A 23327-nucleotide genomic window follows, 5' to 3' on the forward strand; every position below is an offset into this window, starting at 1 on the left:
GACGCAGATGAGGGTCGATCCTTTGGGCCAGGCGCGACAGCAGGGACGCCCACGACGTGGCTTCGGTGGCATCCGCTGGTGGATCCTGATCCTGTTCGCCGGCTATGCCGCCTGGTCGTGGTTCGGCAGTGCGCGGGTCGATCCCTACACGGGGGAGACCGCGCATTACGGAACCACCGCGGACGAGGAAGTGCAGCTGGGTGCGCAGGCGTTCCAGCAGGTGCTGGGCGATGCCAACGCGCAGGGTGCGCTGTTGCCGCCGGATGCACAGGCCAGCCGTGACATTCGCGAGATCGCCCAGCGGCTCATCCAGCGCGTGCCGCAGGTGACGAGCGCGCTGGCCGCACAGAATGGGCAGCAGGTGCCCACCGAACACCAGAATTTCCAGTGGGACGTGGCGGTGATCCAGTCCGACCAGGCCAATGCGTTCTGCCTGCCCGGCGGCAAGATGGCCGTCTACACCGGCCTGATCCCGGTCGCGAAGACCCGCGACGCGATGGCGGTGGTGATGGGGCACGAGATCGCCCACGCCCTGTTGCGCCACGGCAGCCAGCGCATGGCGCAGCAGAAACTGGTGCAGATGGGGCAGATGGCTGCCGGCGCCGCCGTGGGCGGGATGGATCCGCAGCAGCAGCAGGCGGTCATGGCCGCACTCGGCGCTGGCGCGCAATACGGGCTGGTCCTGCCGTACGGACGCAATCACGAAACGCAGGCCGACAAGGTCGGGCTGATGCTGGCCGCCGCCGCGTGTTACGACCCGAAGGAGGCGATCCCGCTATGGGAGCGGATGTCGGAGCTCGGAGGCGGTGAACGGCCGCCGGAGTTCGCGTCGACCCATCCCGATCCGGCCAACCGCATCCAGGTGTTGCAGTCGCTGATGCCGCAGGCGGAGCAGTTCCGCGCGCAGTACTGTGGCACCGGCGCGCAGGCGACGGCCTCGGTGCGATAACAGGAAATCGAGCGCGCGGTGCGCGCGCTCAGCGCTTGCTGGGTTCGCGCTCGCCCTTGGCCTTGGTCGGCGGGGGCGACGGACTCTGGCCGACGTTGCCGGACAGGTTGCGCTGGAACTCGTTCCACATCTGCAGGTTGCGCTCGGTCAGCTGGTTCATCAGCGCCCACGGCGTCTGGCCGAGGATGCCGCCCATCTGGTTGCGGAACTGCTGCTGCTGGTCCAGGAAGACCTGCATCGAACGCTCCAGGTAGCTGCCCATGAAGCCCTGCAGCGAATCGCCGTAGAAGCGGATGATCTGGCTCAGCAGCTGCGTGGACAGGACCGGTTCGCCGTCCTGTTCGTGCTCGGCGATGATCTGCAGCAGCACCTGGCGGGTGAGGTCGTCGCCGCTGCGCGCGTCACGCACCTCGAACTCCTCGCCATCGACGATGAGCTGGCGCACGTCCTCGATGGTGATGTAGCTCGAAATCTCGGTGTCGTAGAGCCGTCGGTTCGGGTACTTCTTGATGACGCGCGTCGAGGCCATGGAGCTTCGGCTCTAAATCGTGATGCTTCGCAGCATGGCTCAGCGCGGCGGGCCTTGCAACTGCCGTCAGGCGGACCGTCGACGCGCGCGGCCCACACGTGCCTGCGTGAACGGGGAGCCGGCTGGCGGCAAGGACAACGCCGCCTGAAAAACGTCGCAATCCGACGCGAGCCGTCACCGTTCGACGCGGTCACCAACCCATGTGGTGGCCGCCGTTGATGTCCAGGTTCGAGCCGGTGATCCATGCCGCCTCATCCGCGGTCAGGAAGGAAACCGCGTAGGCGATCTCATCCGGCGTGCCGAGCCGGCCGGTTGGAATCTCCGCGACGATCTTCGCGCGCACGTCTTCGGGCACCGCCATCACCATGTCGGTGGCGACGTAACCCGGCGAGACCGTGTTGACCGTGACGCCGAAGCGCGCGTTCTCGCGCGCCAGCGAAATGGTGAAACCGTGCATGCCGGCCTTGGCCGCGGCGTAGTTGGCCTGGCCGTACTGGCCCTTCAGGCCGTTGATCGAACTGATCTGCACGATGCGCCCCCACTTGCGTTCGCGCATGCCTTCGATCACCGGGCGCGTGACGTTGAAGCAGGAGTTGAGGTTGGTGCCGATCACTTCGTTCCACTGCACGGGAGTCATGCGATGGAAAGTGGAGTCGCGGGTGATGCCGGCGTTGTTGATGAGGATCTCCACCGGGCCAAGCTGGCGTTCTATGTCCTCCACCAGCGCCTGCGCCTGATCCGGACAGGACACATCGCCCTTCGCCAGGGCCACGTCGAAGCCCTGTTCGCGCATGCGCGCCTGCCACTCCCGCGCACGGGCTTCGTCGCGATAGTTGGTCGCCACGCGGTGGCCCGTCCGGGCCAGACGCTGGATGATGGAACTGCCGATACCACCCGTACCGCCGGTGACCAGGGCCACGCGAGACTGCATGTCGTCCTCTCCTGATGGGGGGCGCGGAGCGGCGCCTTCGATTCGATTCTAGTAGGGAAAACTAGTCGGCCATCGTACGAACGGTCGATGACATTTCGAACGCGTCTTCCGGCGCGGGAATCCGGTCCGGTTCGAACGCAGGGACGGCCCGTTGGAGGAATCCGGCGAGATCTCCCGTCTCGGCGACCGGCGTCTGGCCCAGCCGCAGCCAGGCGGCACGCAGGGCGGGCAGGGGGTCGGTGGGATCCACGGGCAGGGCTGCGTCGGATTTGGACAGTTTGCGTCCGTCCGGGCCCAGCACCAGCGGCAGGTGCGCGTAGCGCGGCGTCGGCAGGCCGAGTGCACGCTGCAACAGGATCTGCCGCGGGGTGGAGTCGAGCAGGTCCGCCCCCCGGACCACGTCGGTAATGTCCTGCGCGGCGTCGTCCACCACCACCGCGAGCTGGTAGGCCCAGTACCCGTCGGCGCGCCGGAGCACGAAATCGCCCACCTCGCTGGCGACATCCTGTTCGACCCACCCGCGGACCGCGTCGTGGAACCGCACCCGGCTTCCCTCAGGCACGCGCAGGCGCACCGATGGGTCCCGTCGTTCCCGCTGCGCGACGCAGCCGTGATGGATGCCGCCGGCAGCGGCGAGGTCGGCGCGGCTGCAATGGCAGACGAACGCATCGCCCCGCGCCAGCAGACGATCGAGCGCGGCCTGGTACAGCATCGAGCGCCGGCTCTGCCAGACGACCTCCCCATCGGGCGCGAAGCCGAACGCTGCCAGCGTGGCCAGCTGGCGCTTCGCTGCGCCCGCGACTTCGCGGGCGGCATCCACGTCCTCGATCCGCACCAGCCAGGCGCCACCGGCCTGGCGCGCCAGCAGCCAGCTGCCGAACGCCGCCAGCAGCGAACCAAAATGCAGGTCGCCGGTCGGGGACGGAGCAAAACGGCCGCGGTAGCCGATGGACGGAGGGGGAAAGCTCACAGAGGACTCGTCGGGAAAGCGAGCGTGCCGTTTCACTTGAATTCAACGCGAGCGTGCCACATTTTCCTGTCGTGACGCGCATGGTGCGCGGAAGGTTTCCGTCATGTTCAAACGCATCGCCCTGTTCCTGGCCACCAACCTGGCCGTCCTGGCCCTGCTCAGTATCGTCATGGCGGTACTGCAGAATTTCTTCGGCATCCAGCTGCGCGGGCAGGGTGGCCTGCTGGTCATGGCCACCGTGTTCGGCTTCGGTGGCTCGCTGATTTCGCTGATGACCTCCAAGTGGATCGCCAAGCGCTCCACCGGCGCGTACGTCATCGAGCAGCCGCGCAACGAATCCGAACAGTGGCTGGTCAACACCGTGCGTCGCCAGGCCGAAGCGGCCGGCATCAAGATGCCAGAAGTGGCCATCTACGACGGGCCGGAGATCAATGCCTTCGCCACCGGTCCCAGCCGCAACAACTCGCTGGTGGCCGTGTCCACCGGCCTGCTGCGCGCGATGAACCGCGACGAAGCCGAGGCCGTGCTGGGCCATGAGGTCAGCCACGTCGCCAACGGCGACATGGTCACCATGGCGCTGATCCAGGGCGTGCTCAACACGTTCGTGATCGTGCTGTCGCGCGTGGTCGGCCGCGTCATCGACAGCTTCATCAGCGGCAACCGCGAAGGCGGCCCGGGCATCGGTTACTTCGTCATCGTCTTCGTGCTCGACATGATCTTCGGCCTGTTCGCCAGCATGATCGCGATGTGGTTCTCGCGTCACCGGGAGTTCCGCGCCGACGCCGGCGGCGCGCGCCTGGCCGGCCGCGACAAGATGATCGCCGCGCTGCAGCGACTGTCGCAGACCTACGGCGAGAGCACGCTGCCCAAGACGGTGCAGGCCTTCGGCATCAGCGGCGCGGTGGGCCACGGCCTGCGTCGCCTGCTGATGAGCCACCCGCCGCTGGAAGAGCGCATCCAGACCCTGCGCAACGCGCCGCTGGAGCAGGTGCGCGGCACGGTCGTCAGCTGACGGCTTGCGCAATGCAACGAAAAAGCCCGCCTTCCGGCGGGCTTTTTCGTTTCCGCGAATACGGAATCCCCGTATCCGTCAGAACTCGTAATCCATGTTCGGCCCCGGCGGCGCCAGGAAGTTGCCCTGCGCGTAGTCGATGCCCGCGCCGAACAGGATGCTCATGCTGCCCGCGTCCTGCACGAACTCGGCGATGGTCGTCTTGCCCAGCTCGCGCGCCTTGTCGGCGATGTCGCGCACGCGCTGCTGGTGCTCGGCGTTGCCGGCCAGTTCCTGCATGAAGCTGCGGTCGATCTTGAGCAGATCGGCATTGAAGTGGGTGAGCAGCTGGAAGGAGTTCAAGCCCACGCCGAACTGCTCCAGGCCCACGCGCACGCCGTACGGCGCGACCTGTGCCTGGAATTCCTGCGCGGCGCGCAGGTGCGTGAACACCTTCGACTCGGGCAGCTGCAGGACCAGCATGCGGCCGTCCGCACCGTGTTTGGCCAGCTTTTCCTGGATGTACTGCTGCAGCGTGTTGTCCTGCAGCGAGGCCTGCGTGATCTTCACCAGCACCGTGGTCTGGCGTCCGGCGCGCATGCGGTCGCCGATCACCGAGATGGCCTTGCCAACCACCCACCGGTCGATTTCCCACAACAGGCCGTGCTCTTCGGCGATCTGCAGGAAGGCCAGCGGCGGCACCAGTTCGCCGTGCTCGCCCTGCAGTCGCAGGTAGGCCTCGTACATCTCGACCGGCTCGCCGTGCAGGCCGATGAGGGGCTGGTATTCCATGATGAAGCGGTCGGCGTCCAGCGCATCGCGGATGCGGGTGACCCAGGCTTCGATGCGTTCTTCCTCGGCGCGGTCGGCTGCGCCGGGATCGAACAGTTCGGTGCGGTTGCCGCCCACGCCGCTGGCCGATTGCAGGCACTGGCTGGCCTTGCCGAGCACGGCGGTGACGCTGGCGATCTTCTCGCCGATCAGCACGCCGCCGATGCTGACGGTGGTGCTGAGCGAGCGGTCGCCCGCTTCCAGCACGTTCTCGGAGAACGCGCTGCGCAGGGCTTCGGCCAGGCCGGTGGTCTGGCGGTGGTCGCTGTTGGGCGTGAGCACCGCGAACTGGTGCTCGCCGAAACGCGCCACGACATCGTTGGGGCCCACCGCCTTGCGCAGGCGGCCTGCCATCGCGGCGACCAGCGAGTCGGCCGCGTCCAGGCCGATGTCCTGCAGGAGGCGGTTGAAGTGGTCCGGCTCGAGCAGCAGCAGGCCATGGTGGGTGCCGTTCTGTGCAGAGGTCGCCACCGCGTCTTCCAGCGAGCGCAGGAAGGTGGCGCGGTTGAGCAGGCCGGTGGCCTGGTCGCGCTGGCGCAGTTCCTCGACCTCGCGTGCGAGCTCGGGATCGACCTCCTGCCGGCGCAGGATCACCTGCAGGCAGTTCTCGCCCTCGTAGGTGGCGGCGGTGAATTCCATCACCGCCGGGAACTGGTTGCCGTCCAGCGTGCGCGCCTCGGTCTCGTGGCGCGGCGGGGCATCGCCCTTGGAAATCTGCTTGAGCAGCTGCTTGAATCCCTCGACCTTCGCCGGGGCGATCAGGTCCAGCAGGGACATGCCCTCGATCTCGTCGAAGGACTCGAAGCCGAACACTTCCAGGTACGCCGCGTTGGCGCGGATGTGCATGCCTTCGTGGATGTAGGCGATGGGTTCGCGCGAGGAATCGATCAGCGCGTCGCAGCGTCGCTCGGTTTCGCGGATCTGGGCTTCCAGGCGGCGCTGCGTGCGGCGCGCCTCCAGGTCGGCCCACTCGGCGCGAACGCGCGCCTGCACGTGCTCGGAATGGTTGCGCAGGATCACCCCGCGGGCGCCCAGCGTGACGGTCTCCATCAGGCGGGTCTCGTCCACGCTGTCCAGCAGGACCAGTACCGGCAGGTCCTTGCCGCTGGCGTCGACCACCTGCATGACCTTGGTGATCGGCACGTTGCGCGCTTCGCGCGCGGCGAGCACGAGGTCCTGCGGCTGGCTGGCGATCAGCGAAGCCAGCTCGCCTTCGTTTTCCGGACGCGACGGGCGTACCGCGATACCGGTATTTCGCAGGCCGCTGACGATGGCCTCCGCTGCCTCGACGCTGTCGTCGACGATCAGCAGGCGCAGCGCCGTGTCTTTGCCGAATTGCATTGCGTCACCTCCCCCAAGCGCCTTTTTATGACATGAACAGCCTGTTCAGTCCATGCGCCATGAACTGAAACGGGGGGATATGACGGATTAACGACCGACATGGCGCGAACTTGAGACCATCGTCGCGCAACGCCCGCACGACGCTACGCGTAGGTCAGCGGGCGCTTGCCCGGGTCGCCGGCAACCTCGCGCACCAGCTTCGGCACCAGATATCCCGACAACCGTGCGGCCAGTTCGCGGTGCAGCTGCAGCGCGACGTCGTCCGGCACCTCGAAATGGGCCGAGCCCTGCACGCGATCGAGCTGGTGCAGGTAGTAGGGCAATACGCCGGCCGCATGACCGCGCTCGCTCAGTGCGGCCAGGGCGTCGACCGAATCGTTGACGCCGCGCAGCAGCACGGCCTGGTTGAGCAGCAGAGCGCCCGCGCCGCGCAGGCGGGCCAGAGCGGCATCGACCGCCGGGTCGAATTCGTTGGCGTGGTTGGCGTGCAGGACCACGGTGACCGGCCACGGCAGGGCCGACAGCCAGGCAAGCAGCGCTTCGTCGACCCGTTCCGGCAGGACCACTGGCAGTCGCGTATGGATGCGCAGCCGCTTCAGGTGCGGGACCTGCGCGAGGGCGTCGGTCAGCTCGGCCAGCTTGGGCGTGGCCAGCGACCAGGGGTCGCCGCCGGACAGAATGACCTCATCGATCCCCGCGTCGGCGGCGATGGCGTCCACCGCGTCGCGCCAGCCCGCGGCGGCCGCGGTCTCTTCGGCGTAGGGGAAGTGGCGGCGGAAGCAGTAGCGACAGTGGATGGCGCAGCTGCCGGTGGCGATCAGCAACGCACGCCCACGGTATTTGCGGATGACGCCGTGCCCGGCCTTGGCCGCGCCGTCGCCGACGGCATCCAGGCTGAAGCCCGGCATGGGCTGCATTTCCGCGTCCAGCGGCAGGACCTGGCGCAGCAGCGGATCGTGCGGATCGCCATGGCGCATCCGCGCGATGAACCCTTGCGGCACGCGCAGCGGGAACTGCACTGCCGCGTCGTCGGACAGCCCCAGGCCGCCGGCGACCGCGTCCAGGCCCAGCTGTGCCAGCAGTTCGCGCGGGTCGCGCACGGCGTCCCGCCAGAGCTGTTGCCAGCGCGGCGTGGGCGGAGTGGCGGGCACGGGGGCGTGCTGGGGGGCGGGGGCAGCGGGTATCATGTCGGACCGGTTTTCCTTGCGCCGCGGCCTGCGGGCCGGGCACAACAGCCCGACATTCTAGCCTTCGCTGCCCCTGTGCGGCCGGCACCCCGATACCTATTCACTTAGCAAGCAGGAGTTCCATCATGGCCAGCCTGGGCATGAACGACGTCAAGAACGGCCAGAAGATCCTGGTCAACAACGACCCGTGCATCATCACCGAGACCGAGTACGTCAAGCCGGGCAAGGGTCAGGCGTTCACCCGCGTGAAGTACCGCAGCATCAAGTCCGGCCGCGTGGTCGAAATGACCATGAAGGCCACCGACAGCGTCGAGCAGGCCGACGTCGTCGACACCGACATGCAGTACCTGTACGCCGACGGCGAGTACTGGCACTTCATGAACCAGGAATCCTTCGAGCAGGTGCAGGCCGACAAGGCCGGCATGGCCGGCGCCGAGAAGTGGCTCAAGGGCGAGGAAGAGTGCGTGGTGACGCTGTGGAACGGCACGCCGATCGCCGTGCAGCCGCCGAACTTCGTCGAGCTGAAGATCGTCGAGACCGATCCTGGCCTGCGTGGCGACACCTCTGGCGGTGGTGGCAAGCCGGCGACGCTGGAAACCGGCGCCGTCGTGCGCGTGCCGCTGTTCGTCAACCAGGAAGAAGTGATCAAGGTCGACACCCGCTCCGGTGAGTACGTCAGCCGAGTGAAGTGATGCATGGGCCGCCCGCGCAGTGCGCGGGCCCCGGCAAAACCTCATCCCCGTGACACGGGGATCCAGCGACTTCATCGTTGCTGTTGTCTTCGTCCCGCATCGGGCGAAGACACTTGGGTTCCCGCCCCCGGCGGGAACGCGTCAACAAGGAACCGCATGACCCCCGAGACCCGCCCCGAGCCCTGCGACCTGTTGATCGAAGCCGGCTGGGTGGTGCCGGTGGAACCGCACGGCGTGGTCCTGGAGGATCACGCCGTGGCCGTGCGCGACGGTGCGATCGTCGCGCTGCTGCCCACGCGTGAGGCGCGCACGCGCTTCGCCGCTGCCGAAACGGTTTCGCGCCCGGAAGCGGCGTTGATCCCCGGGCTGGTGAACGCCCACACGCACAATCCGATGACGCTGTTGCGCGGCATCGCCGACGACCTGCCGTTGATGGAGTGGCTTCAGGGGCACATCTGGCCGGTCGAAGGCGCGGTGATCGGACCCGAGTTCGTCGCCGATGGCATCGCGCTGGCGATCGCCGAGATGCTGCGCGGTGGCACCACCTGCGCCAACGAGAACTACTTCTTTCCCGACGTGCAGGCCGCGGTCTACAAGCGCCATGGGTTCCGCGCGCGCGTCGGCCTGCCGGTGATCGACTTCCCGACCGCGTGGGCGAAGTCCTCCGACGAATACTTCGACCGCGCCGGCGAGGTCCACGACCAGTGGCGCGACGATGCGCTGGTGGCGACGACGTTCGCCCCGCACGCGCCGTACACCGTGTCGGATGCCAACTTCGAACGCATCCGCATGCTGTCGGACCAGCTCGATGTGCCGGTCCACCTGCACACGCACGAAACCGCACAGGAAGTGGTCGAGTCGCACGACAAGCACGGCCAGCGGCCGATCGCGCGACTGGACCGCCTGGGGCTGGTCAACGACCGTCTCATCGCGGTGCACATGACGCAGCTGACCGACGCCGAGATCGCCCTGTGCGCCGAGCGTGGCGTCAGCGTGGTGCATTGCCCGGAATCCAACCTGAAGCTCGCCTCGGGTTTCTGCCCGGTCGGCAAGCTGCTCAAGGCCGGCGTGAACCTGGCCATCGGTACCGACGGCTGCGCCAGCAACAACGATCTGGACATGTTCGGTGAGACGCGGACGGCCGCGCTTCTGGCCAAGGCCGTGGCGCAGGACGCCTCCGCGCTGGATGCCGCCAGCGCGCTGCACGCGGCCACGCTGGGTGGCGCACGTGCGCTGGGTTTCGACGCGTCCATCGGCTCGATCGAACCGGGCAAGCAGGCCGACCTGGTGTGCGTGGACCTGGGCCAGCTGGAAACGCAGCCGCTGCACCACGTGATTTCGCAGTTGATCTACGCCACCGGCCGCAACCAGGTCAGCGACGTGTGGATCGCCGGCCGCGTACGCCTTCGCGACCGCATCCTGGTGGACATGGATCCGGCCGAACTGGTCGCCAACGCCAAGCAATGGCGGGCGCGCATCGCCGCGATCCGTTTGACCTGATCTTTCATGTTCGTCATCCCGCGCGCCACGGGAATGACTGCCGCGAGGACTCCATGACGACGCAGACGCACGACACCAACTACAGCCAGGCCGAACTCGACAAGTTCGGCGCGCTCGCGCAGCGCTGGTGGGATCCCGATGGCCCGCAGAAGCCGCTGCACGCACTCAATCCGGCGCGATTGGGTTACGTGGCGCAGCGCACCACCTTGCGCGGCGCGCAGGTGCTCGACGTGGGTTGCGGCGCCGGCCTGTTGAGCGAGGCGCTGGCGCGCGAAGGTGCGCAGGTCACCGCGCTCGATCTCGCGCCGGAACTGGTGAAGGTGGCGCGCCTGCACGGGCTGGAGAGCGGCGTGAAGGTCGATTACCGGCTGCAGTCGGTCGAATCGCTGGCGGCGGAAATGCCTGGCGCGTTCGACGCGGTCACCTGCATGGAAATGCTGGAGCACGTACCCGATCCGGCATCGATCATCCGCGCCTGCGCGACGCTGCTGCGTCCGGGCGGGCGGTTGTTCCTGTCCACGCTCAACCGCACGCCTGCCGCGTTCGCGCTGGCGATCGTCGGCGCCGAATACATCGCGCGCCTGCTGCCCAAGGGCACGCACCAGTACCGCGACTTCATCAAGCCGCATGAACTTGGCGCGTGGTTGCGCGACGCCGGGCTGCAGTTGGAGGACGTGAGCGGCCTGATGTACGAGCCCTGGAACAACAGCGCACGCGTGATCGGGCGCACCGACGTCAACTACCTGGCCTGCGCGGTCAAGCCCGCGTCGGACGCGGCGTGACGGCTGTGGTGGAGCCGGTGGTGTTTCCAAAGGCGGTGCTGTTCGACCTGGACGGCACCTTGCTGGACAGCGCGCCGGACATGGTGGCGGCCATCGATGCCATGCGCGCCGCGCGCGGTCAGCCGCCGATGGCCTTGGCCGACCTGCGTCCGCATGTGTCCAAGGGCGCGCGCGCGATGGTGGCCGCGGCGTTTCCGCAGGTTGACGCGGACGAACGTGAGCGCTGGATTCCGGAATTCCTCGATCACTACCAGCGCGAACTCGGTCGCCATGGCGGCGTGTTCGATGGCATCGAGGCGATGCTCGCCGCGCTGGAGGATGCCGGTTGCGCATGGGGCATCGTCACCAACAAGCCCGAATACCTCGCGCGCCAGCTGGTTCCCCTGCTGGGATGGGAACAGCGCTGCGCGGTGCTGATCGGCGGCGACACACTCAAGGCGCGCAAGCCCGACCCGTTGCCGCTGCTGGTCGCGGCGCAACGCATCGGCGTCGCACCGGCGGACTGCATCTATGTCGGCGACGACGAGCGCGACATCATCGCCGCGCGCGCGGCCGGCATGCCCTCGGTCGTGGCGTTGTGGGGCTATCGCCTCGACGAGGACGACCCGATTGCCTGGCATGGCGACGTGATGATCGAAGACCCCGACGCGTTGCGACTGCCGTCGGCCTGGCCGCGCACGCGATGAGCATGCACGCCCCCGCACGCGACGACGCCCTCGACAGCTTCCTCGACAAATGGCGCGGACGCTGGCCGGAGTGGAACGTCGCGCAGGTGTTCGTACCTGCGTCGCAGCGTGAAACGGCACTGGCCTGGGCGTCGCTGCAGCAGGAACTGACCGACGCCGCCTGGGGTGGCAGCGACGCGCGTCCCGGCGAAGCCAAGCTGGCGTGGTGGATGGAAGAACTGCAGGGATGGACGCGTGGTATTCGCCGGCATCCCCTGGGAGCGTCGCTGCAACGGCTGCCGGCGCCCTGGGGTCGTCTGGCCGCGGCCATCCCGCCGCTGCAGGCCGGTCGCGAACGTCCGCGCGATGCCGACGACGCCCTGGCCGCCGTGGCGCCGTTCGCGGAGGCTGTCGTTGCGGTCGAAGCGGCGCTGTTCGATGGGCCGGAAACGGGCCTGGCCGTTGTGCAGGCCACGGTATTGCACGGGCACCTGCTGATCGCCGGTGAGGCCGCCGTGCCCCTGAGTCTGCTCGCGAAGGCGGGCGAGGGCGCTCCGGCCCGTGCATGGGGCGCGGAGCTCCTGCGGAGGTGGCCGGCCGGTTCGGGCGCGTCGCGGCCCCGTCGACTGTGGTCGGCCCTGGCCCGTCAGCGTCTGCGCCGCGGCGACCCCGCGCTGCCGCTGCCGCCGTTGGCCGCATTGATGGCGGCCTGGCGCGGCGTGCGCGGCTGAGGGGCGCCTATCTATCGGGTCGATAGCCGGCGTCAGGGGCTGCAACTGACTGTTGCAGGCTGTCCCGCGGGCGTCCCGGATCGGGCCGCTACAATGGCCCGGCTTGCGCTCCCCCGCGCCGTCCCCATTCCTGAGCCGTGAACACGAACTCGCCCGCTCCGCGCCGTCTCCCCGATGTCGCCTTCGACGCCGCCGCCGCGGCGCGACCGCTCGACTGGGTTGGCATGTCCAACATCGCGCTGCCGCTGCGCGTGGCCTCCGCCGACGGCGAGGTCATCACGGTCGCCGCCTCCGTCGATGTATCCGTCGACCTCAAGGACGCCAACGCGCGCGGCATCCACATGTCGCGCATGTACCTGCAACTGCAGAACGCCTTCGCCAGCGAGACCGTGACGCCCGCGGGCCTGCGCCGCGTGCTGCAGACGTTGATCGAACAACAGGGCGGCATTTCCAGTGCCGCGCGCCTGGTGCTGCGATACGAACAACTGCTGCTGCGATCCGCGCTGGCCAGCGCCAATGCCGGCTGGAAGCGCTATCCGGTCGAGATCGACGCCAGCCTGCGCGACGGCCACCTGCACCTGGCCCTGGGGTTCTCGGTCGAGTACTCCAGCACCTGTCCTGCGTCCGCCGCGCTGTCGCGCCAGCTCAATGCCGAGCGCTTCGCCGAAGACTTCGCTGCCGCGCGGCCGCTGTCCACGGCGGTGGTGGGCGAGTGGCTGGCCTCCGAGCGTGGTCTTGCTGCCACTCCGCACGCCCAGCGCAGCCGCGCCGAGGTGCGTGTCGAGCTGCGGCCCTCGTTCGACGAACTGCCGCTGGTCTCGCTCATCGATGCCCTGGAGCAGGTCCTGGCCACTCCGGTCCAGACCGCCGTCAAGCGTGAGGACGAGCAGGCCTTCGCCCGCCTCAACGCCGAGAACCTGATGTTCTGCGAGGACGCGGCCCGCCGCGTCGCTTCGGCCCTGGCGGCCGATGTCCGGGTCGAGCGTTTCGACGCCCGGGTGTCCCATTTCGAAAGCCTGCACGCGCATGACGCCGTGGCCCGGGTGACCGGGCAGGGCGCCGCCCGGGACTAATACGCCGCCCACCCCCGTCCAGCGGCCCTTCATCGGGTCGCTTTCGCGACGGGCGTCTCATTTGGGTATGCTGTCCGACCTTGCAGGGGGCCGGACGGGTTATGGGGAAACCCTTACGTCGTTGGTGGCAGGCTGCTTTGGCAGTGATCGGCTTGCTCGTGGCGACCTTGGCGTCGGCGCAGACCTTCGATGTCGCCCGCCTCGACGGCGATCCAGTCCCCGCTCAAGTCCTGGCCGGCAGCGTCGAAAGCGACTTCGCCTCGGTCGAAGGGCAGTCCATCCACGAGACCGGCAGCCGCCCCCGCTGGTGGCGCCTCACCGCACGTGCACCGATATCGCCGGCCGAAGCGCCGCACCTGGTGCTGCGTTTCCCCTACCTCAACCATGTCGAAGTCTGGCGTCCCGGCGACACCATGCCGGTGCGACGCGGCCTGGTAGGGCATGACGCGGACTTCAGCTTCTCCACGCGCGCGCTGGTGGTGCCCTTGCCGCAGGGCCTGGCCACGGGCGAAGCCATTTACATTCGCGTACACACGCTCACGCCGGCGCCGATGTTCGTCGATGTCGAGCCGCTCGCGCAGGTGCATCGCCAGGACCTGCGCCACGTCGCGATGCGCACCTTCGTATTGGGCACGCTGTCGGTGCTCGCGCTGCTGGCCGTGGGCTTCTGGATCGGCATCGGCGAGCGCAGCTACGCCTACCTGTTCCTGACGCTGGCGGCGCAGGCGCTGTACCTGGCCAGCGTGGGCGGCGAGGTGCGTGGCGTGCCGTGGCTCGCCGACCTGATCGGTGCCGATCCGCGCGTGGGACGCATGTTCGGGCTGCTGGGCGTGCTGGCCAGCAACAGTTTCGTCGCGCTGTATCTCAACCTCAACGACCACCACACGCGCCTGATGCGCGCACTGCACGTGTGCAACGCCGCGCTGCTGCTGCTGTTGCTGGCCAACGTCGGCAGTGCCGCCAACGTGCTGGGCGTGCTGGCCAGTGCGGTGTTCCTCGCCTGCGCCGTGGTGACCTTCACCGCCAGCGCGGCCGGCGCACTGAAACGCCAGCGCGAGGCGTACTTCATGGTGCTGTCGTGGACGCCCATGCTGGTGCTGGCGCTACTGCGCATGGGCGAACTGCTGGGCGGCTGGCGCAACCCGGAATGGATGGAATATGCATTCCCGATCGGCCTGGCGATGGGCGGACTGGTGCTCACCATCGGCCTCACCGACCACATGCACCAGATGCGCCGCGACCGCGACCATGCCAGCCGTCTGGCGACCTACGACGTGCTTACCGGCGCGTTGACGCGCTCGGCGATCACCGAGCGCCTGGACGCACTGGTGGAGTCCGCGCAGCGCGGGCGCCGGCCGTTGTCGGTGGTGTTCTTCGACATCGATCATTTCAAGAAGATCAACGACGAGTACGGTCACCGCGTCGGCGACCAGACGCTGCGCATCGTCTCGCTGCGCACGCGCAACCGGCTGCGTACCTACGATCTCTTTGGCCGTTACGGCGGCGACGAAGTCCTCGTTGTTCTGCCCGACACGCAACTGCGAGAAGCATTGTGCGTGGCCGAGAACCTGCGCGCCGCGGTGAACTGCCGGCCGCTGTCGATCGACAACCGCCTGTTCACCGCCACCTTGAGCCTGGGCGTGGCCGAACTGCATCACGGTGAGAGTGTCGAGCGACTGCTCGAGCGCGCCGATGCCGCGCTGTACGCGAGCAAGGAAACCGGACGCGACCGCGTCACCGGTTACACCGCCTCGCGCCTGCGGACCACGGCGGCCACTCCGGCGGCCAACACGGCCAACACGCACAGCACCAGCACGATCTACTGAACGACAGCGCCAGCGGTTACTGCGTTCGTTCCAGCACCAGCAGTGGATCGATGCGCACGTCGAACCAGTTCATGCCCCAATGCAGATGCGGCCCGGTCGCACGTCCCGTCGCGCCGACCGCGCCGATCACCTGGCCCTGCTCGATGCGGTCGCCCACCTTCACGTCGATCCGCGACAGGTGCAGGAAGTTCGAGCTCACGCCGTGGCCGTGGTCGATCAGCAAGGTGCCGCCCGTGAGGTACAGGTCGGGCGCGGCGAAAGTCACGACGCCGCCCGCCGGCGCGAGGACCGGAGTGCCGGTCGGCGCGGCGATGTCCATTCCCGAGTGCGGCGCCTTCGGAATGCCGTTGTAGACACGCTGGTTGCCGAAGCGGCCGCTGATACGGCCGCGCACCGGCCAGGCGAAGGGCTGGGCGAAGTCCGTTCGGTCGTCGTCGCGCACACGCGCGGCGGTCACCTGCGCCTGCTCGCGTTCGATGCGTGCCGCGATGTCCGGGGGAGGCTCGACGGTTTTCGGCGGCACGCCCTGGACGTTCTCGACAGGCCAGTCGCGCGGCGTCACCGCGATGCGAATGGTGCGGGAGTGGCCGTCGGCCGTGGCCACGTCCACCGCGACCGGCTGCGCCTGGTCGCGGCCGACGCCGAACACCACCGTGCCATAGGGTGTCGCGTGCAACACGCGCGAACCGTAGCGGACCGTGCTGCCGGCCGGCACCTTGCCGAACACCAGTGCACCCTGCTGCACCGACGAGGGAAACACCACGCGGGTGTCGGCGGCGGGAGCATTCGTTCCGGGTGGCGTTGAAGCGGCCGGCGTGGCCGCGCATGCCGACAGCGCCGCCGCCAACAGCGACGGCACAAGTGTCCTTGCGCGCATCAGCGGTCGAACGCCAGTCGCTGTCCCTGCGGCTTGCCGACCAGCTGGCGGCCGTCCCACACGAGTTCGCCATTGACCCAGGTCGAGGCGATGCGCGAACGGAACGTCGTGCCTTCGAACGGAGACCAGCCGCACTTGGACAGCACATCCTCGCGCTGCACGGTGAAGGGCGTATCGTCGATCAGCACCAGGTCGGCGGCGTAGCCTTCGCGCAGGAAGCCGCGGCCCTTCACGTCGAACAGCTGCGCCGGCGCGTGCGCGAACTTCTGCACGACCTGCGCGGTGGTCAGGCGGCCTTCGTGGACGAGCTCCAGCGCGGCGACCAGCGCGTACTGCACCAGCGGCAGGCCACTGGGCGCGCCGGTGTAGGGGCGCGCCTTCTCTTCGAGCGTGTGCGGCGCGTGGTCGGTGGCGAGCACGTCGATCACATCGTTGGCCAGCGCCTGGATCAATGCCTCGCGGTCGCCGGCGTCCTTGATGGCCGGGTTGCACTTGATCAGGTTGCCCAGGCGTTCGTAGTCGGCCCGGTCGAAACGCAGGAAATGGATGCAGGTCTCGGCGGTGATGCGCTTGCGGCTGCCGTCGGCGCGCACCAGCGGGCCGCGCTCGAACAGCGCCAGCTCGTCGGCGGTGCTGATGTGCAGCACGTGCAGGCGCGAGTTGTGCTTGCGCGCCAGCGACAGCGCGAGCTGCGTGGATTTCATGCAGGCTTCGCGCGAGCGGATGTCCGGATGGCACGCGGGCGGGATGTCGTCGCCGTACTGGGCCTTGTAGCGGGCCAGTTGCGCGTCGATCATCGGCGTGTCTTCGCAATGCGTGATGATCGGCGTCGGCGCATCGCGGAAAATGCCGTCGAGGATCTCCGGGTTGTCGACCAGCATGTTGCCGGTGGACGCGCCCATGAAGACCTTGATGCCCGGCGCGCTGTGTGGGTCCAGCGCCTGGATCGCCGCGAGGTTGTCGTTGCTGGCGCCCATGTAGAAGCCGAAGTTGCCCCACGCGCGACCCGCGGCGCGGCGGTACTTGTCTTCCAGCGCCGCCGCGTCCAGCGTGGGCGGGTTGGTGTTGGGCATGTCCATGAACGTGGTCAGGCCGCCGGCGACGGCCGCCGCCGATTCGGTCGCCAGGTCGGCCTTGTATTCCATGCCGGGTTCGCGGAAGTGCACCTGGTCATCGATCATGCCCGGCAGCAGCCGGCGCCCTTCGGCATCGATCACGGTCTCGTTCGCTCGCGCGGACAACCCGCTGCCGATCGCCTCGATGCGGCCATCGGTGAAACGCAGGTCGCCGTCGAATTCGCGGCCTTCGTTGACCAGGCGGGCGTTGACGATCAGTGTCGTGGGCATGAGTGTTTTCCGGAAGGCGCATCGGGTACGGGATCGAGCCCGCCGGGATGCAGGGGATGACAGCGCAGGATGCGGCGGAACGCGAGCCAGCCGCCCTTGAACGCGCCGAAGCGGGCGATGGCCTGCATGGCGTATTCCGAGCATGTCGGATGGAATCGGCAACGCGGGCCAAGCAGCGGGCTGAGCCAGCGCTTGTAGCCGCGAAGCGCGACAATGAGCAGTCGGTCGATCACGGTTCCTTAATGCGGACAGGCACTTGAATATGCGGTTGCCGCAGGTGCCGGGGCAGGGTATAACAGCGCGCTTTCCCGTCACAAGGCTTCAGGTCCGGGCGATCGAAACGGGTCGTCCGGAGATCGTGGAACCGGTGTCAGACGACCGGTTCGCGCAGGGGTTCCGGCACTCGCATGCCGTAACGCAAAGTGGGGCATGCTGTGCTCCGCACCGCCTTCGGACTTTCCGGTCCGGAGGACCTCAGGGAACAGAAGGACACGTCGCTCGTGGCAGTGAAAAAAACCGCGAAGAAGGCCGCCAAGGCCATCAAGAAGACCGTCAAACCGGCCGCAAAGAAGGCCGCGTCCAGCAAACCCGCAGCGAAGAAGGCACCGGCCAAGAAGCCGGCCGCGAAGAAGGCGCCGGCCAAGAAGCCTGTCGCCAAGAAAGCCGCGCCGGCCAAGCCTGCCGCCAAGAAGGCCGTAGCCAAGAAGGCGCCTGTGAAGGCGCCGGCGAAGCCGGCCGCTGCCAGCAAGAAGGTGCCCGCCAAGAAGGCGGCGCCGGTCAAGAAGCCCGTTGCCAAGCAGGCGCCGGCACCCGCGAAGAAGGCCGCGCCGGTGAAAGCCGCGCCGGTCCGCTCCGCACCCCCCAAGGAAAGCAAGCCTGCGGCCGTTAAGCCGGAGAGCAAGCCCGTCGTCAAGAAACCCGCTCCGAGCGCACCGACCCCGTCCAAGGCGGTACCGGTCGCGAGCAAGCCAGAAGTTGCCAAGAATCCAGTGACACAGTCCGTATCCAACAAGGCGCCTGCATCCAAGGCGGCGGCCGCCAGCACCCCCGCGACCAAGACCGCTCCACGCCCGACCGGCAAGGTGGCCGTGGCCGTCGTTGCCAAGCCGCAGGCACCCGCGCCGAAAGGCAAGGTCAAAGTCGTGCCGTACACCACCGATGAAGCCACCGGGCGCCCCATCGTGCCGAAGGGCTACAAGCCCGCGGTCGATGAGGAGTACATGAACCCGCTCCAGCTCGAGTACTTCCGCCAGCGCCTGCTGCAATGGCGCACGGACCTCGTCGAGGAGTCCAAGCAGACCATCGAGAACCTCAAGGACGAAGTGCGCGATGTCGGCGACGAGGCCGAGCGTGCCACGCGCGAGACCGAGAACTCGCTGGAGCTGCGTACCCGTGACCGCTACCGCAAGCTGATCAGCAAGATCGACAGCACGCTCAAGCGCGTGGACTCGGGCGACTACGGTTACTGCGTCGACACCGGCGAGGAAATCGGCCTGGAGCGCCTGGAGGCGCGCCTTACCGCCGAGCGCACGATCGACGCACAGGAACGCTGGGAGCACCTGCAAAAGCAGATGGGCGACTGAACCGTCGCCGTCCGCCACCTCGGACGTCGTCCCCAGCGGGACGCGAAAGCCCGGCTCAAGCCGGGCTTTTTCGTGAACGGACAGGTTCGGTCCACGTGCGCGGAGCCCGCAGCGCGCATGCTGTCGACCTCGCGAACTGGAGCGCCGCCATGCCTGGATCCCTGGACTTCATGCGGGAGGCACTCGCCCTCGCGCATGCCAACGTCGCCGCGGGCGGCCGGCCGTTCGGTGCCGTTCTGGTGCTGGACGGCGAGATCATTGCCCGCGCGGCCAACCGCATCCACGACACCCACGATCCGACCGCGCACGCGGAACTGCTGGCCATCCGCCAGGCCGCGCAGCGCCTGGACTCGCCGCGCCTGGACGGGTGCGAGATCTACGCCAGCGGGCATCCGTGTCCGATGTGCCTGGCCGCCATGCATCTGTGCGGCGTGTCCGCGGTGTACTTCGCATACACCAACGAGGACGGCGAGCCGTATGGGCTGTCGACCCGCGCGGTCTACGAGGAGATGGCGAAGCCGCCGTCGCGTCAGTCGCTGACGGTGTTGCCGCTGCGGCCGCAGGGCGAGGACGGCCTGTACGCGCAATGGGCCGATCGCCGGCGCTGAGTTCGCGCGCTCCTAGGCGCGCTGTTTGTCCGGATCGGCTTCGTGCAGTTCGCGCAGGTCGAGCCGGCGCAGCTTCGGCGCCAGCTTCGCGGTCACGGCGACCACGGCCAGCGTCATGCTGCCGCCGAAGATCATCGACGGGATCAGGCCGAGCAGTCGCGCGGCCAGGCCCGATTCGAACGCGCCCAGCTCGTTGGACGAACCGATGAAGATGCCGTTGATGGACGACACGCGTCCGCGCATGTGATCGGGCGTGGCCAACTGCAGGATGGTGGAGCGCAGCACGACCGACACGCCGTCGCACATGCCCGACAGCATCAGCATCACCATCGCCATCCACAGATGCCGCGACAGCGCGAAGCCGATGATGCACAGCCCGAAACCCGCCACGGCGATCAGCAGCACGCGGCCCGCGTGGCGCTGCAGCGGGCGTCGCGCCAGATAGACGCCCATCAGCACCGCGCCGACGGCGGGGCAGGCGCGCAGCAGGCCCAGCGCCTCGGGGCCGGCGTGCAGGATCTCGCTGATGAAGGCCGGCAGCAGCGCGACGGCACCGCCGAACAGCACGGAGAACATGTCCAGCGCCTGCGCGCCCAGTACCACCTGGGTGTTGAGGACGAAGCGCAGGCCTTCGCCGATGCTCTTGAAGACGGGCGCACGTTCGGCCGGCAGCGGCGGTTCGGTCACGCGCAGCGAGATCACCGCGATCGCCGCCGCCAGTGCGAAGGCCGCCGCGACCAGATATGCGGCGGTCTTTCCGCCCCAGGCCACGATCAGGCCGCCCATCGCCGGGCCCATCACCAGTCCGGTCTGCATCACCACACTGCTCACGCCGGCCCCGCGCGCGAACTGCTCGCGCTTGAGCACCCGCGCGAACAACGACATGTACACCGGCGCCAGGAAGGCGCGCACGATGCCGTTGACCGCGATCGCCGCGTAGATCACCAGCGTGCCGAAGCCGCCGATGCCGGTTGGCAGCACGCCGCTGGCCACGCCCGCCAGCGTCGTCGTCGTCAGCAGCAGGCCCACGCAGGCCGCCATGCCCAGCTTGCGTCGCGGCAGGTGGTCGACCGCGTAGCCGGCGAAGAGCGCGAAGCAGAAATAGGGGATGACCTCGGCCAGTCCGATCAGGCCCAGCGCCAGCGCATCGCGCGTGAGTTCGTAGACGTGCCAGCCGACCGTGACCGCGACGATCTGGTACGACAGCATCGCCAGCAGGCGATAGGCGAGCAGCCCGGTAAAGCCGCGGTTTCTCAGCAGCGCCCGGATGTCGGTGGATGGAGCGGTCGCGTCGAGCGTCGCCTCGCTCACTTGCGCGCGCTCACAGCTGCTCGCGCGCGCGTTCGCGGATGAAGCCCAGCAGCGCGGCCAGGCCGTTGCTGCGGGTGGGGGACAGGTGGCGGGCCAGGCCGATGTCGCCGATGTAGTCAGCGTCGGTGTCGGCGATCTCGCGTGCGCTGCGGCCCGAATACACGCGCAGCGCCAGGTAGATCAGGCCCGAGACGATGGCCGAGTCGCTGATGGCGTGGAAGTCGAGCCGGTTGGCGTCGCCTTCGGCGACGATCCACACCATCGACTGGCAGCCGTGCAGGCGGTGTTCCTCGGATTTCCATTCCGCCGGGAGGTCCGGCAGCTTGCGGCCGAGGTCGATCAGGTACTGGTAGCGCTCCGACCAGTCGCCGAAGAACGCGAACTCGTCACGGATGGCCGCCTGCGCTTCACGCGTGGTGGCTTCGGTGGGGAACGGGCTGACGGGAGCGGCGATGGCGTTCATGCGATGACGATTTTACGCCCGCGACGCGGCGGGCTTGCCCACGCGGGCTTCATGCGGATGGGTTGCTGCGTTGCGCACGCGGCGGGATTCGGCGCGCGACCGGCGAGGCCGCACGCCGGAGGGTTCATCCGCGCTTCCAGCGCACGCCCTGCGGCGTGTCCTCCAGCAGGATGCCTTCGGCCGCCAGTTGCTCGCGGATGGCATCGGCGCGGGCGAAATCGCGTGCCTTCTTGGCGGCAATGCGTTCGTCGATGAGCGCCTGGATGCGGGCGTCGTCCTCGTTGCCCGCACCGCGCGCGAACCATGTCGCCGGATCCTGCTGGAGCAGGCCCAGGGCGAAACCGGCGCCCAGTAGCTCGCGCTTGAGGCGTTGCCTGTCCTCGGCCGACTCGGCCTTGCGCGCCTCCGCGGCGATGCGGGCGATTTCGGCCAGCACCTGCGGCGTGTTGAGGTCGTCGTCGAGCATGGCCTCGATGGCCGCGGGAATCTCAGCCGTCGCGGCGATATTCGCCAGATCCCGCAAAGTTCCGTACAGGCGGTCCAGCGTGCGGACACTCTGGTCGATCAGGCCGTCGGACCATTCCAGCGGCTGGCGATAGTGCGCCGAGAGCAGCGCATAGCGCAGGGCCTCGGGCGGGTATTCGCCGATCAGGTCGTGCACGCGCTGGATGTTGCCCACCGACTTGGCCATCTTGGCGCCGCCGAAATTCAGCATGCCGTTGTGCAGCCAGAAGCGCGCGAAGACCTTGCCGCCGTGCGCGCACTCGCTCTGCGCGATCTCGTTCTCGTGGTGCGGGAACTGCAGGTCGACGCCACCGGCGTGGATGTCGATGGTCTCGCCCAGATGCGCGGCGGCCATGGCCGAGCATTCGATATGCCAGCCCGGACGGCCCCGGCCCCAGGGCGAATCCCAGCCGGGGAGGTCGTCGGTGGACGGCTTCCACAGCACGAAGTCGCCCGGATCGCGCTTGTAAGGGGCCACGTCGATGCGTGCGCCCGCCAGGAGTTCCTCGGGATCGCGGCGGGACAACTTGCCGTATCCGGCGAAGCTGGCGACCGCGAACAGCACGTGGCCCTGCGCCTCATAGGCGTGGCCGGAACCGATCAGGCGCTCGATCATCGCGATGATCTGCGGCACATGGGCGGTCGCTTCAGGCTGCAGTTCCTGCGGCTTCACGCCCAGCGCGGCCATGTCCTCGCGGTAGGCGGCGGTGAAGCGGGTGGTGATGTCCGAGATCGGCACGCCCTGGTCGCGGGCGGCGTTGTTGATCTTGTCGTCGATGTCGGTGATGTTGCGGGCGTAGGCCAGGCCGCCGTAGCGGCGGCGCAGCACCTCGGCCAGCACCCCGAACACGACCGGCCCACGGGCGTTGCCGATGTGGATGAAGTTGTAGACCGTGGGCCCGCACAGGTACATGGTCGGGCGGGCGGGATCGAGGGGCGCGAAGGGCTCGACCCGTCGCGTCAGGCTGTTGAAAAGGTGCAGGCTCATGGGGTTACCGCCGGAAGTGCCGGCCATTCTAGCGGCAGGGCCGGTCGCTCGGCCGGGTCGGCGGAGGCGGGAGGGCTCGCCCACTCGCATCGGCCCGATGCTAAAGGCAAGATTCAGACCTCGGGCTCCCGATCCGCTTACAATTTCTGAACGTTTTTCCGACCTAGCGAGTGTGATGGCCCGTCCAGTTCCGTTCCTGCCTGTCCTGGCCGCGCCCATCCTTGGGCTCGTGCTGGTCGTTGCGGGCACCGGGCCGGCACGCGCGCAGAACACCGTCATCCAGGCCGAGAACGTGCGCTTCGACTATGCGCAGGTGTTGCGGGTGACACCGGTCTACCAGACGCTGCGCGCCACGTCGGTCGAGGAGCAGTGCGAAAACGCCGAGAACAAGGGCGATTCGCGCCTGTCGCGGGTGGTGGGGGCGGTGAAGGAGGCCCTGACGCGCGAGCAGAAGGAGCAGCAGGAGGCGTGCAAGCCGGTCACGGTGGAACGCGAGTTCCGCCGGCCCATCGCCTACGACGTGGACTACGTCTACAAGGGCTCCAAGTACCGCTCGCGCCTGCCCGAAGACCCGGGCAACCGTCTGCGCATCCGCGTTTCCGTGACGCCGGTCGTGCAGGCGCCGCGCAGCCGCTGACCTGTCGCTTAC

23 protein-coding genes are annotated in these 23327 nt (G+C 68.4%); 12 read left to right on the forward strand and 11 right to left on the reverse strand.

Translation table 11 applies throughout. The annotated features are described in order from the left end of the window. Positions 1 to 7 precede the first annotated feature (7 nt). Positions 8 to 949 (forward strand): M48 family metallopeptidase, encoded by a 942-nt coding sequence (locus QLQ15_RS11150; protein ID WP_283212844.1) that lies wholly within the window; start codon positions 8 to 10, stop codon positions 947 to 949. A 28-nt stretch (positions 950 to 977) separates the two neighbouring features. Here QLQ15_RS11150 and phaR read toward each other — a convergent pair whose 3' ends face one another. The 3 genes from phaR to gluQRS form a co-directional block, all read right to left on the reverse strand. After that, positions 978 to 1478, reverse strand: coding sequence for a polyhydroxyalkanoate synthesis repressor PhaR (phaR, locus tag QLQ15_RS11155; RefSeq protein WP_283212845.1), 501 nt, complete (start codon positions 1476 to 1478; stop codon positions 978 to 980). Between the two features lie 190 nt (positions 1479 to 1668). Continuing rightward, positions 1669 to 2409: an acetoacetyl-CoA reductase gene (gene phbB / locus QLQ15_RS11160; protein WP_283212846.1), complete on the reverse strand. Its 741-nt coding sequence runs from the start codon at positions 2407 to 2409 to the stop codon at positions 1669 to 1671. Between the two features lie 61 nt (positions 2410 to 2470). Then, complete coding sequence (gluQRS, locus tag QLQ15_RS11165; protein ID WP_283212847.1) at positions 2471 to 3379, reverse strand: tRNA glutamyl-Q(34) synthetase GluQRS; 909 nt, start codon at positions 3377 to 3379, stop codon at positions 2471 to 2473. 103 nt (positions 3380 to 3482) lie between these two features. On the opposite strand from gluQRS, the gene htpX reads away from it, so the two are divergent. Continuing rightward, positions 3483 to 4391, forward strand: a complete 909-nt coding sequence (htpX, locus tag QLQ15_RS11170) for a protease HtpX (protein WP_283212848.1) — start codon at positions 3483 to 3485, stop codon at positions 4389 to 4391. Positions 4392 to 4469: 78 nt separating this feature from the next. Here htpX and QLQ15_RS11175 read toward each other — a convergent pair whose 3' ends face one another. Beyond that, entirely contained in the window at positions 4470 to 6542 is a 2073-nt protein-coding gene (locus QLQ15_RS11175) for an EAL domain-containing protein (RefSeq protein ID WP_283212849.1), read from the reverse strand. A gap of 143 nt (positions 6543 to 6685) precedes the next feature. After that, complete coding sequence (epmB, locus tag QLQ15_RS11180) at positions 6686 to 7729, reverse strand: EF-P beta-lysylation protein EpmB (RefSeq protein ID WP_283212850.1); 1044 nt, start codon at positions 7727 to 7729, stop codon at positions 6686 to 6688. Between the two features lie 125 nt (positions 7730 to 7854). On the opposite strand from epmB, the gene efp reads away from it, so the two are divergent. The 7 genes from efp to QLQ15_RS11215 all read left to right on the forward strand — a co-directional run bounded on the left by efp (position 7855) and on the right by QLQ15_RS11215 (position 14998). Continuing rightward, positions 7855 to 8421 (forward strand): elongation factor P, encoded by a 567-nt coding sequence (gene efp, locus QLQ15_RS11185; RefSeq protein ID WP_283212851.1) that lies wholly within the window; start codon positions 7855 to 7857, stop codon positions 8419 to 8421. A 156-nt stretch (positions 8422 to 8577) separates the two neighbouring features. Beyond that, entirely contained in the window at positions 8578 to 9921 is a 1344-nt protein-coding gene (locus QLQ15_RS11190; RefSeq protein ID WP_283212852.1) for a TRZ/ATZ family hydrolase, read from the forward strand. Positions 9922 to 9974: 53 nt separating this feature from the next. Beyond that, positions 9975 to 10703: a bifunctional 2-polyprenyl-6-hydroxyphenol methylase/3-demethylubiquinol 3-O-methyltransferase UbiG gene (gene ubiG, locus QLQ15_RS11195; RefSeq protein WP_283212853.1), complete on the forward strand. Its 729-nt coding sequence runs from the start codon at positions 9975 to 9977 to the stop codon at positions 10701 to 10703. Then, the gene (locus QLQ15_RS11200; RefSeq protein ID WP_432277802.1) at positions 10700 to 11389 is read left to right on the forward strand and encodes a phosphoglycolate phosphatase; all 690 of its coding nucleotides are present in this window, start codon (positions 10700 to 10702) and stop codon (positions 11387 to 11389) included. The genes ubiG and QLQ15_RS11200 overlap by 4 nt, the downstream gene beginning before the upstream one ends. After that, entirely contained in the window at positions 11386 to 12099 is a 714-nt protein-coding gene (locus tag QLQ15_RS11205; protein WP_283212854.1) for a phytoene/squalene synthase family protein, read from the forward strand. The genes QLQ15_RS11200 and QLQ15_RS11205 overlap by 4 nt, the downstream gene beginning before the upstream one ends. Positions 12100 to 12236: 137 nt before the next feature. Further along, on the forward strand, positions 12237 to 13172 hold the full coding sequence (folE2, locus tag QLQ15_RS11210; RefSeq protein WP_283212855.1) for a GTP cyclohydrolase FolE2: 936 nt from the start codon (positions 12237 to 12239) through the stop codon (positions 13170 to 13172). 143 nt (positions 13173 to 13315) lie between these two features. Continuing rightward, positions 13316 to 14998: a diguanylate cyclase gene (locus tag QLQ15_RS11215; RefSeq protein WP_283212856.1), complete on the forward strand. Its 1683-nt coding sequence runs from the start codon at positions 13316 to 13318 to the stop codon at positions 14996 to 14998. 16 nt (positions 14999 to 15014) lie between these two features. On the opposite strand, the gene QLQ15_RS11220 is transcribed toward QLQ15_RS11215, so the two are convergent. Genes QLQ15_RS11220 through yidD form a run of 3 tightly spaced genes read right to left on the reverse strand, consistent with a single transcriptional unit; the run spans position 15015 to position 17454 of the window. Beyond that, entirely contained in the window at positions 15015 to 15875 is an 861-nt protein-coding gene (locus tag QLQ15_RS11220; protein WP_283212857.1) for a M23 family metallopeptidase, read from the reverse strand. Next, positions 15875 to 17221: a dihydroorotase gene (locus tag QLQ15_RS11225; RefSeq protein WP_283212858.1), complete on the reverse strand. Its 1347-nt coding sequence runs from the start codon at positions 17219 to 17221 to the stop codon at positions 15875 to 15877. The genes QLQ15_RS11220 and QLQ15_RS11225 overlap by 1 nt, the downstream gene beginning before the upstream one ends. Then, the gene (gene yidD, locus QLQ15_RS11230; RefSeq protein ID WP_283212859.1) at positions 17206 to 17454 is read right to left on the reverse strand and encodes a membrane protein insertion efficiency factor YidD; all 249 of its coding nucleotides are present in this window, start codon (positions 17452 to 17454) and stop codon (positions 17206 to 17208) included. The genes QLQ15_RS11225 and yidD overlap by 16 nt, the downstream gene beginning before the upstream one ends. 267 nt (positions 17455 to 17721) lie before the next feature. Here yidD and dksA point away from each other — a divergent pair, with 267 nt between their 5' ends. Then, positions 17722 to 18804 (forward strand): RNA polymerase-binding protein DksA, encoded by a 1083-nt coding sequence (dksA, locus tag QLQ15_RS11235; RefSeq protein ID WP_283212860.1) that lies wholly within the window; start codon positions 17722 to 17724, stop codon positions 18802 to 18804. 149 nt (positions 18805 to 18953) lie between these two features. Continuing rightward, positions 18954 to 19412 (forward strand): nucleoside deaminase, encoded by a 459-nt coding sequence (locus QLQ15_RS11240; protein ID WP_283212861.1) that lies wholly within the window; start codon positions 18954 to 18956, stop codon positions 19410 to 19412. Positions 19413 to 19424: 12 nt separating this feature from the next. Here QLQ15_RS11240 and QLQ15_RS11245 read toward each other — a convergent pair whose 3' ends face one another. The 3 genes from QLQ15_RS11245 to cysS form a co-directional block, all read right to left on the reverse strand. Further along, the gene (locus QLQ15_RS11245; protein WP_432277803.1) at positions 19425 to 20723 is read right to left on the reverse strand and encodes an MFS transporter; all 1299 of its coding nucleotides are present in this window, start codon (positions 20721 to 20723) and stop codon (positions 19425 to 19427) included. 10 nt (positions 20724 to 20733) lie between these two features. Beyond that, positions 20734 to 21186: a SufE family protein gene (locus QLQ15_RS11250; protein ID WP_283212862.1), complete on the reverse strand. Its 453-nt coding sequence runs from the start codon at positions 21184 to 21186 to the stop codon at positions 20734 to 20736. A gap of 124 nt (positions 21187 to 21310) precedes the next feature. Next, on the reverse strand, positions 21311 to 22678 hold the full coding sequence (gene cysS / locus QLQ15_RS11255; protein WP_283212863.1) for a cysteine--tRNA ligase: 1368 nt from the start codon (positions 22676 to 22678) through the stop codon (positions 21311 to 21313). 175 nt (positions 22679 to 22853) lie between these two features. Here cysS and QLQ15_RS11260 point away from each other — a divergent pair, with 175 nt between their 5' ends. Further along, positions 22854 to 23315, forward strand: coding sequence for a hypothetical protein (locus QLQ15_RS11260; RefSeq protein WP_283212864.1), 462 nt, complete (start codon positions 22854 to 22856; stop codon positions 23313 to 23315). Positions 23316 to 23327: the final 12 nt, after the last annotated feature.

The sequence above is a fragment of the Lysobacter stagni genome (genome assembly GCF_030053425.1).
Classification (GTDB): Bacteria; Pseudomonadota; Gammaproteobacteria; order Xanthomonadales; family Xanthomonadaceae; genus Lysobacter_J; species Lysobacter_J stagni.

Bases quoted from the DNA above. Each gene is read 5' to 3' on its own strand.
- QLQ15_RS11150 (WP_283212844.1), top strand. From the start codon at position 8: ATGAGGGTCGATCCTTTGGGCCAGGCGCGACAGCAGGGACGCCCACGA.
- phaR (WP_283212845.1), bottom strand. From the start codon at position 1,478: ATGGCCTCGACGCGCGTCATCAAGAAGTACCCGAACCGACGGCTCTAC.
- phbB (WP_283212846.1), bottom strand. From the start codon at position 2,409: ATGCAGTCTCGCGTGGCCCTGGTCACCGGCGGTACGGGTGGTATCGGC.
- htpX (WP_283212848.1), top strand. From the start codon at position 3,483: ATGTTCAAACGCATCGCCCTGTTCCTGGCCACCAACCTGGCCGTCCTG.
- QLQ15_RS11175 (WP_283212849.1), bottom strand. From the start codon at position 6,542: ATGCAATTCGGCAAAGACACGGCGCTGCGCCTGCTGATCGTCGACGAC.
- epmB (WP_283212850.1), bottom strand. From the start codon at position 7,729: ATGATACCCGCTGCCCCCGCCCCCCAGCACGCCCCCGTGCCCGCCACT.
- efp (WP_283212851.1), top strand. From the start codon at position 7,855: ATGGCCAGCCTGGGCATGAACGACGTCAAGAACGGCCAGAAGATCCTG.
- QLQ15_RS11190 (WP_283212852.1), top strand. From the start codon at position 8,578: ATGACCCCCGAGACCCGCCCCGAGCCCTGCGACCTGTTGATCGAAGCC.
- ubiG (WP_283212853.1), top strand. From the start codon at position 9,975: ATGACGACGCAGACGCACGACACCAACTACAGCCAGGCCGAACTCGAC.
- QLQ15_RS11205 (WP_283212854.1), top strand. From the start codon at position 11,386: ATGAGCATGCACGCCCCCGCACGCGACGACGCCCTCGACAGCTTCCTC.
- QLQ15_RS11220 (WP_283212857.1), bottom strand. From the start codon at position 15,875: ATGCGCGCAAGGACACTTGTGCCGTCGCTGTTGGCGGCGGCGCTGTCG.
- QLQ15_RS11225 (WP_283212858.1), bottom strand. From the start codon at position 17,221: ATGCCCACGACACTGATCGTCAACGCCCGCCTGGTCAACGAAGGCCGC.
- QLQ15_RS11240 (WP_283212861.1), top strand. From the start codon at position 18,954: ATGCCTGGATCCCTGGACTTCATGCGGGAGGCACTCGCCCTCGCGCAT.
- QLQ15_RS11250 (WP_283212862.1), bottom strand. From the start codon at position 21,186: ATGAACGCCATCGCCGCTCCCGTCAGCCCGTTCCCCACCGAAGCCACC.
- cysS (WP_283212863.1), bottom strand. From the start codon at position 22,678: ATGAGCCTGCACCTTTTCAACAGCCTGACGCGACGGGTCGAGCCCTTC.
- QLQ15_RS11260 (WP_283212864.1), top strand. From the start codon at position 22,854: ATGGCCCGTCCAGTTCCGTTCCTGCCTGTCCTGGCCGCGCCCATCCTT.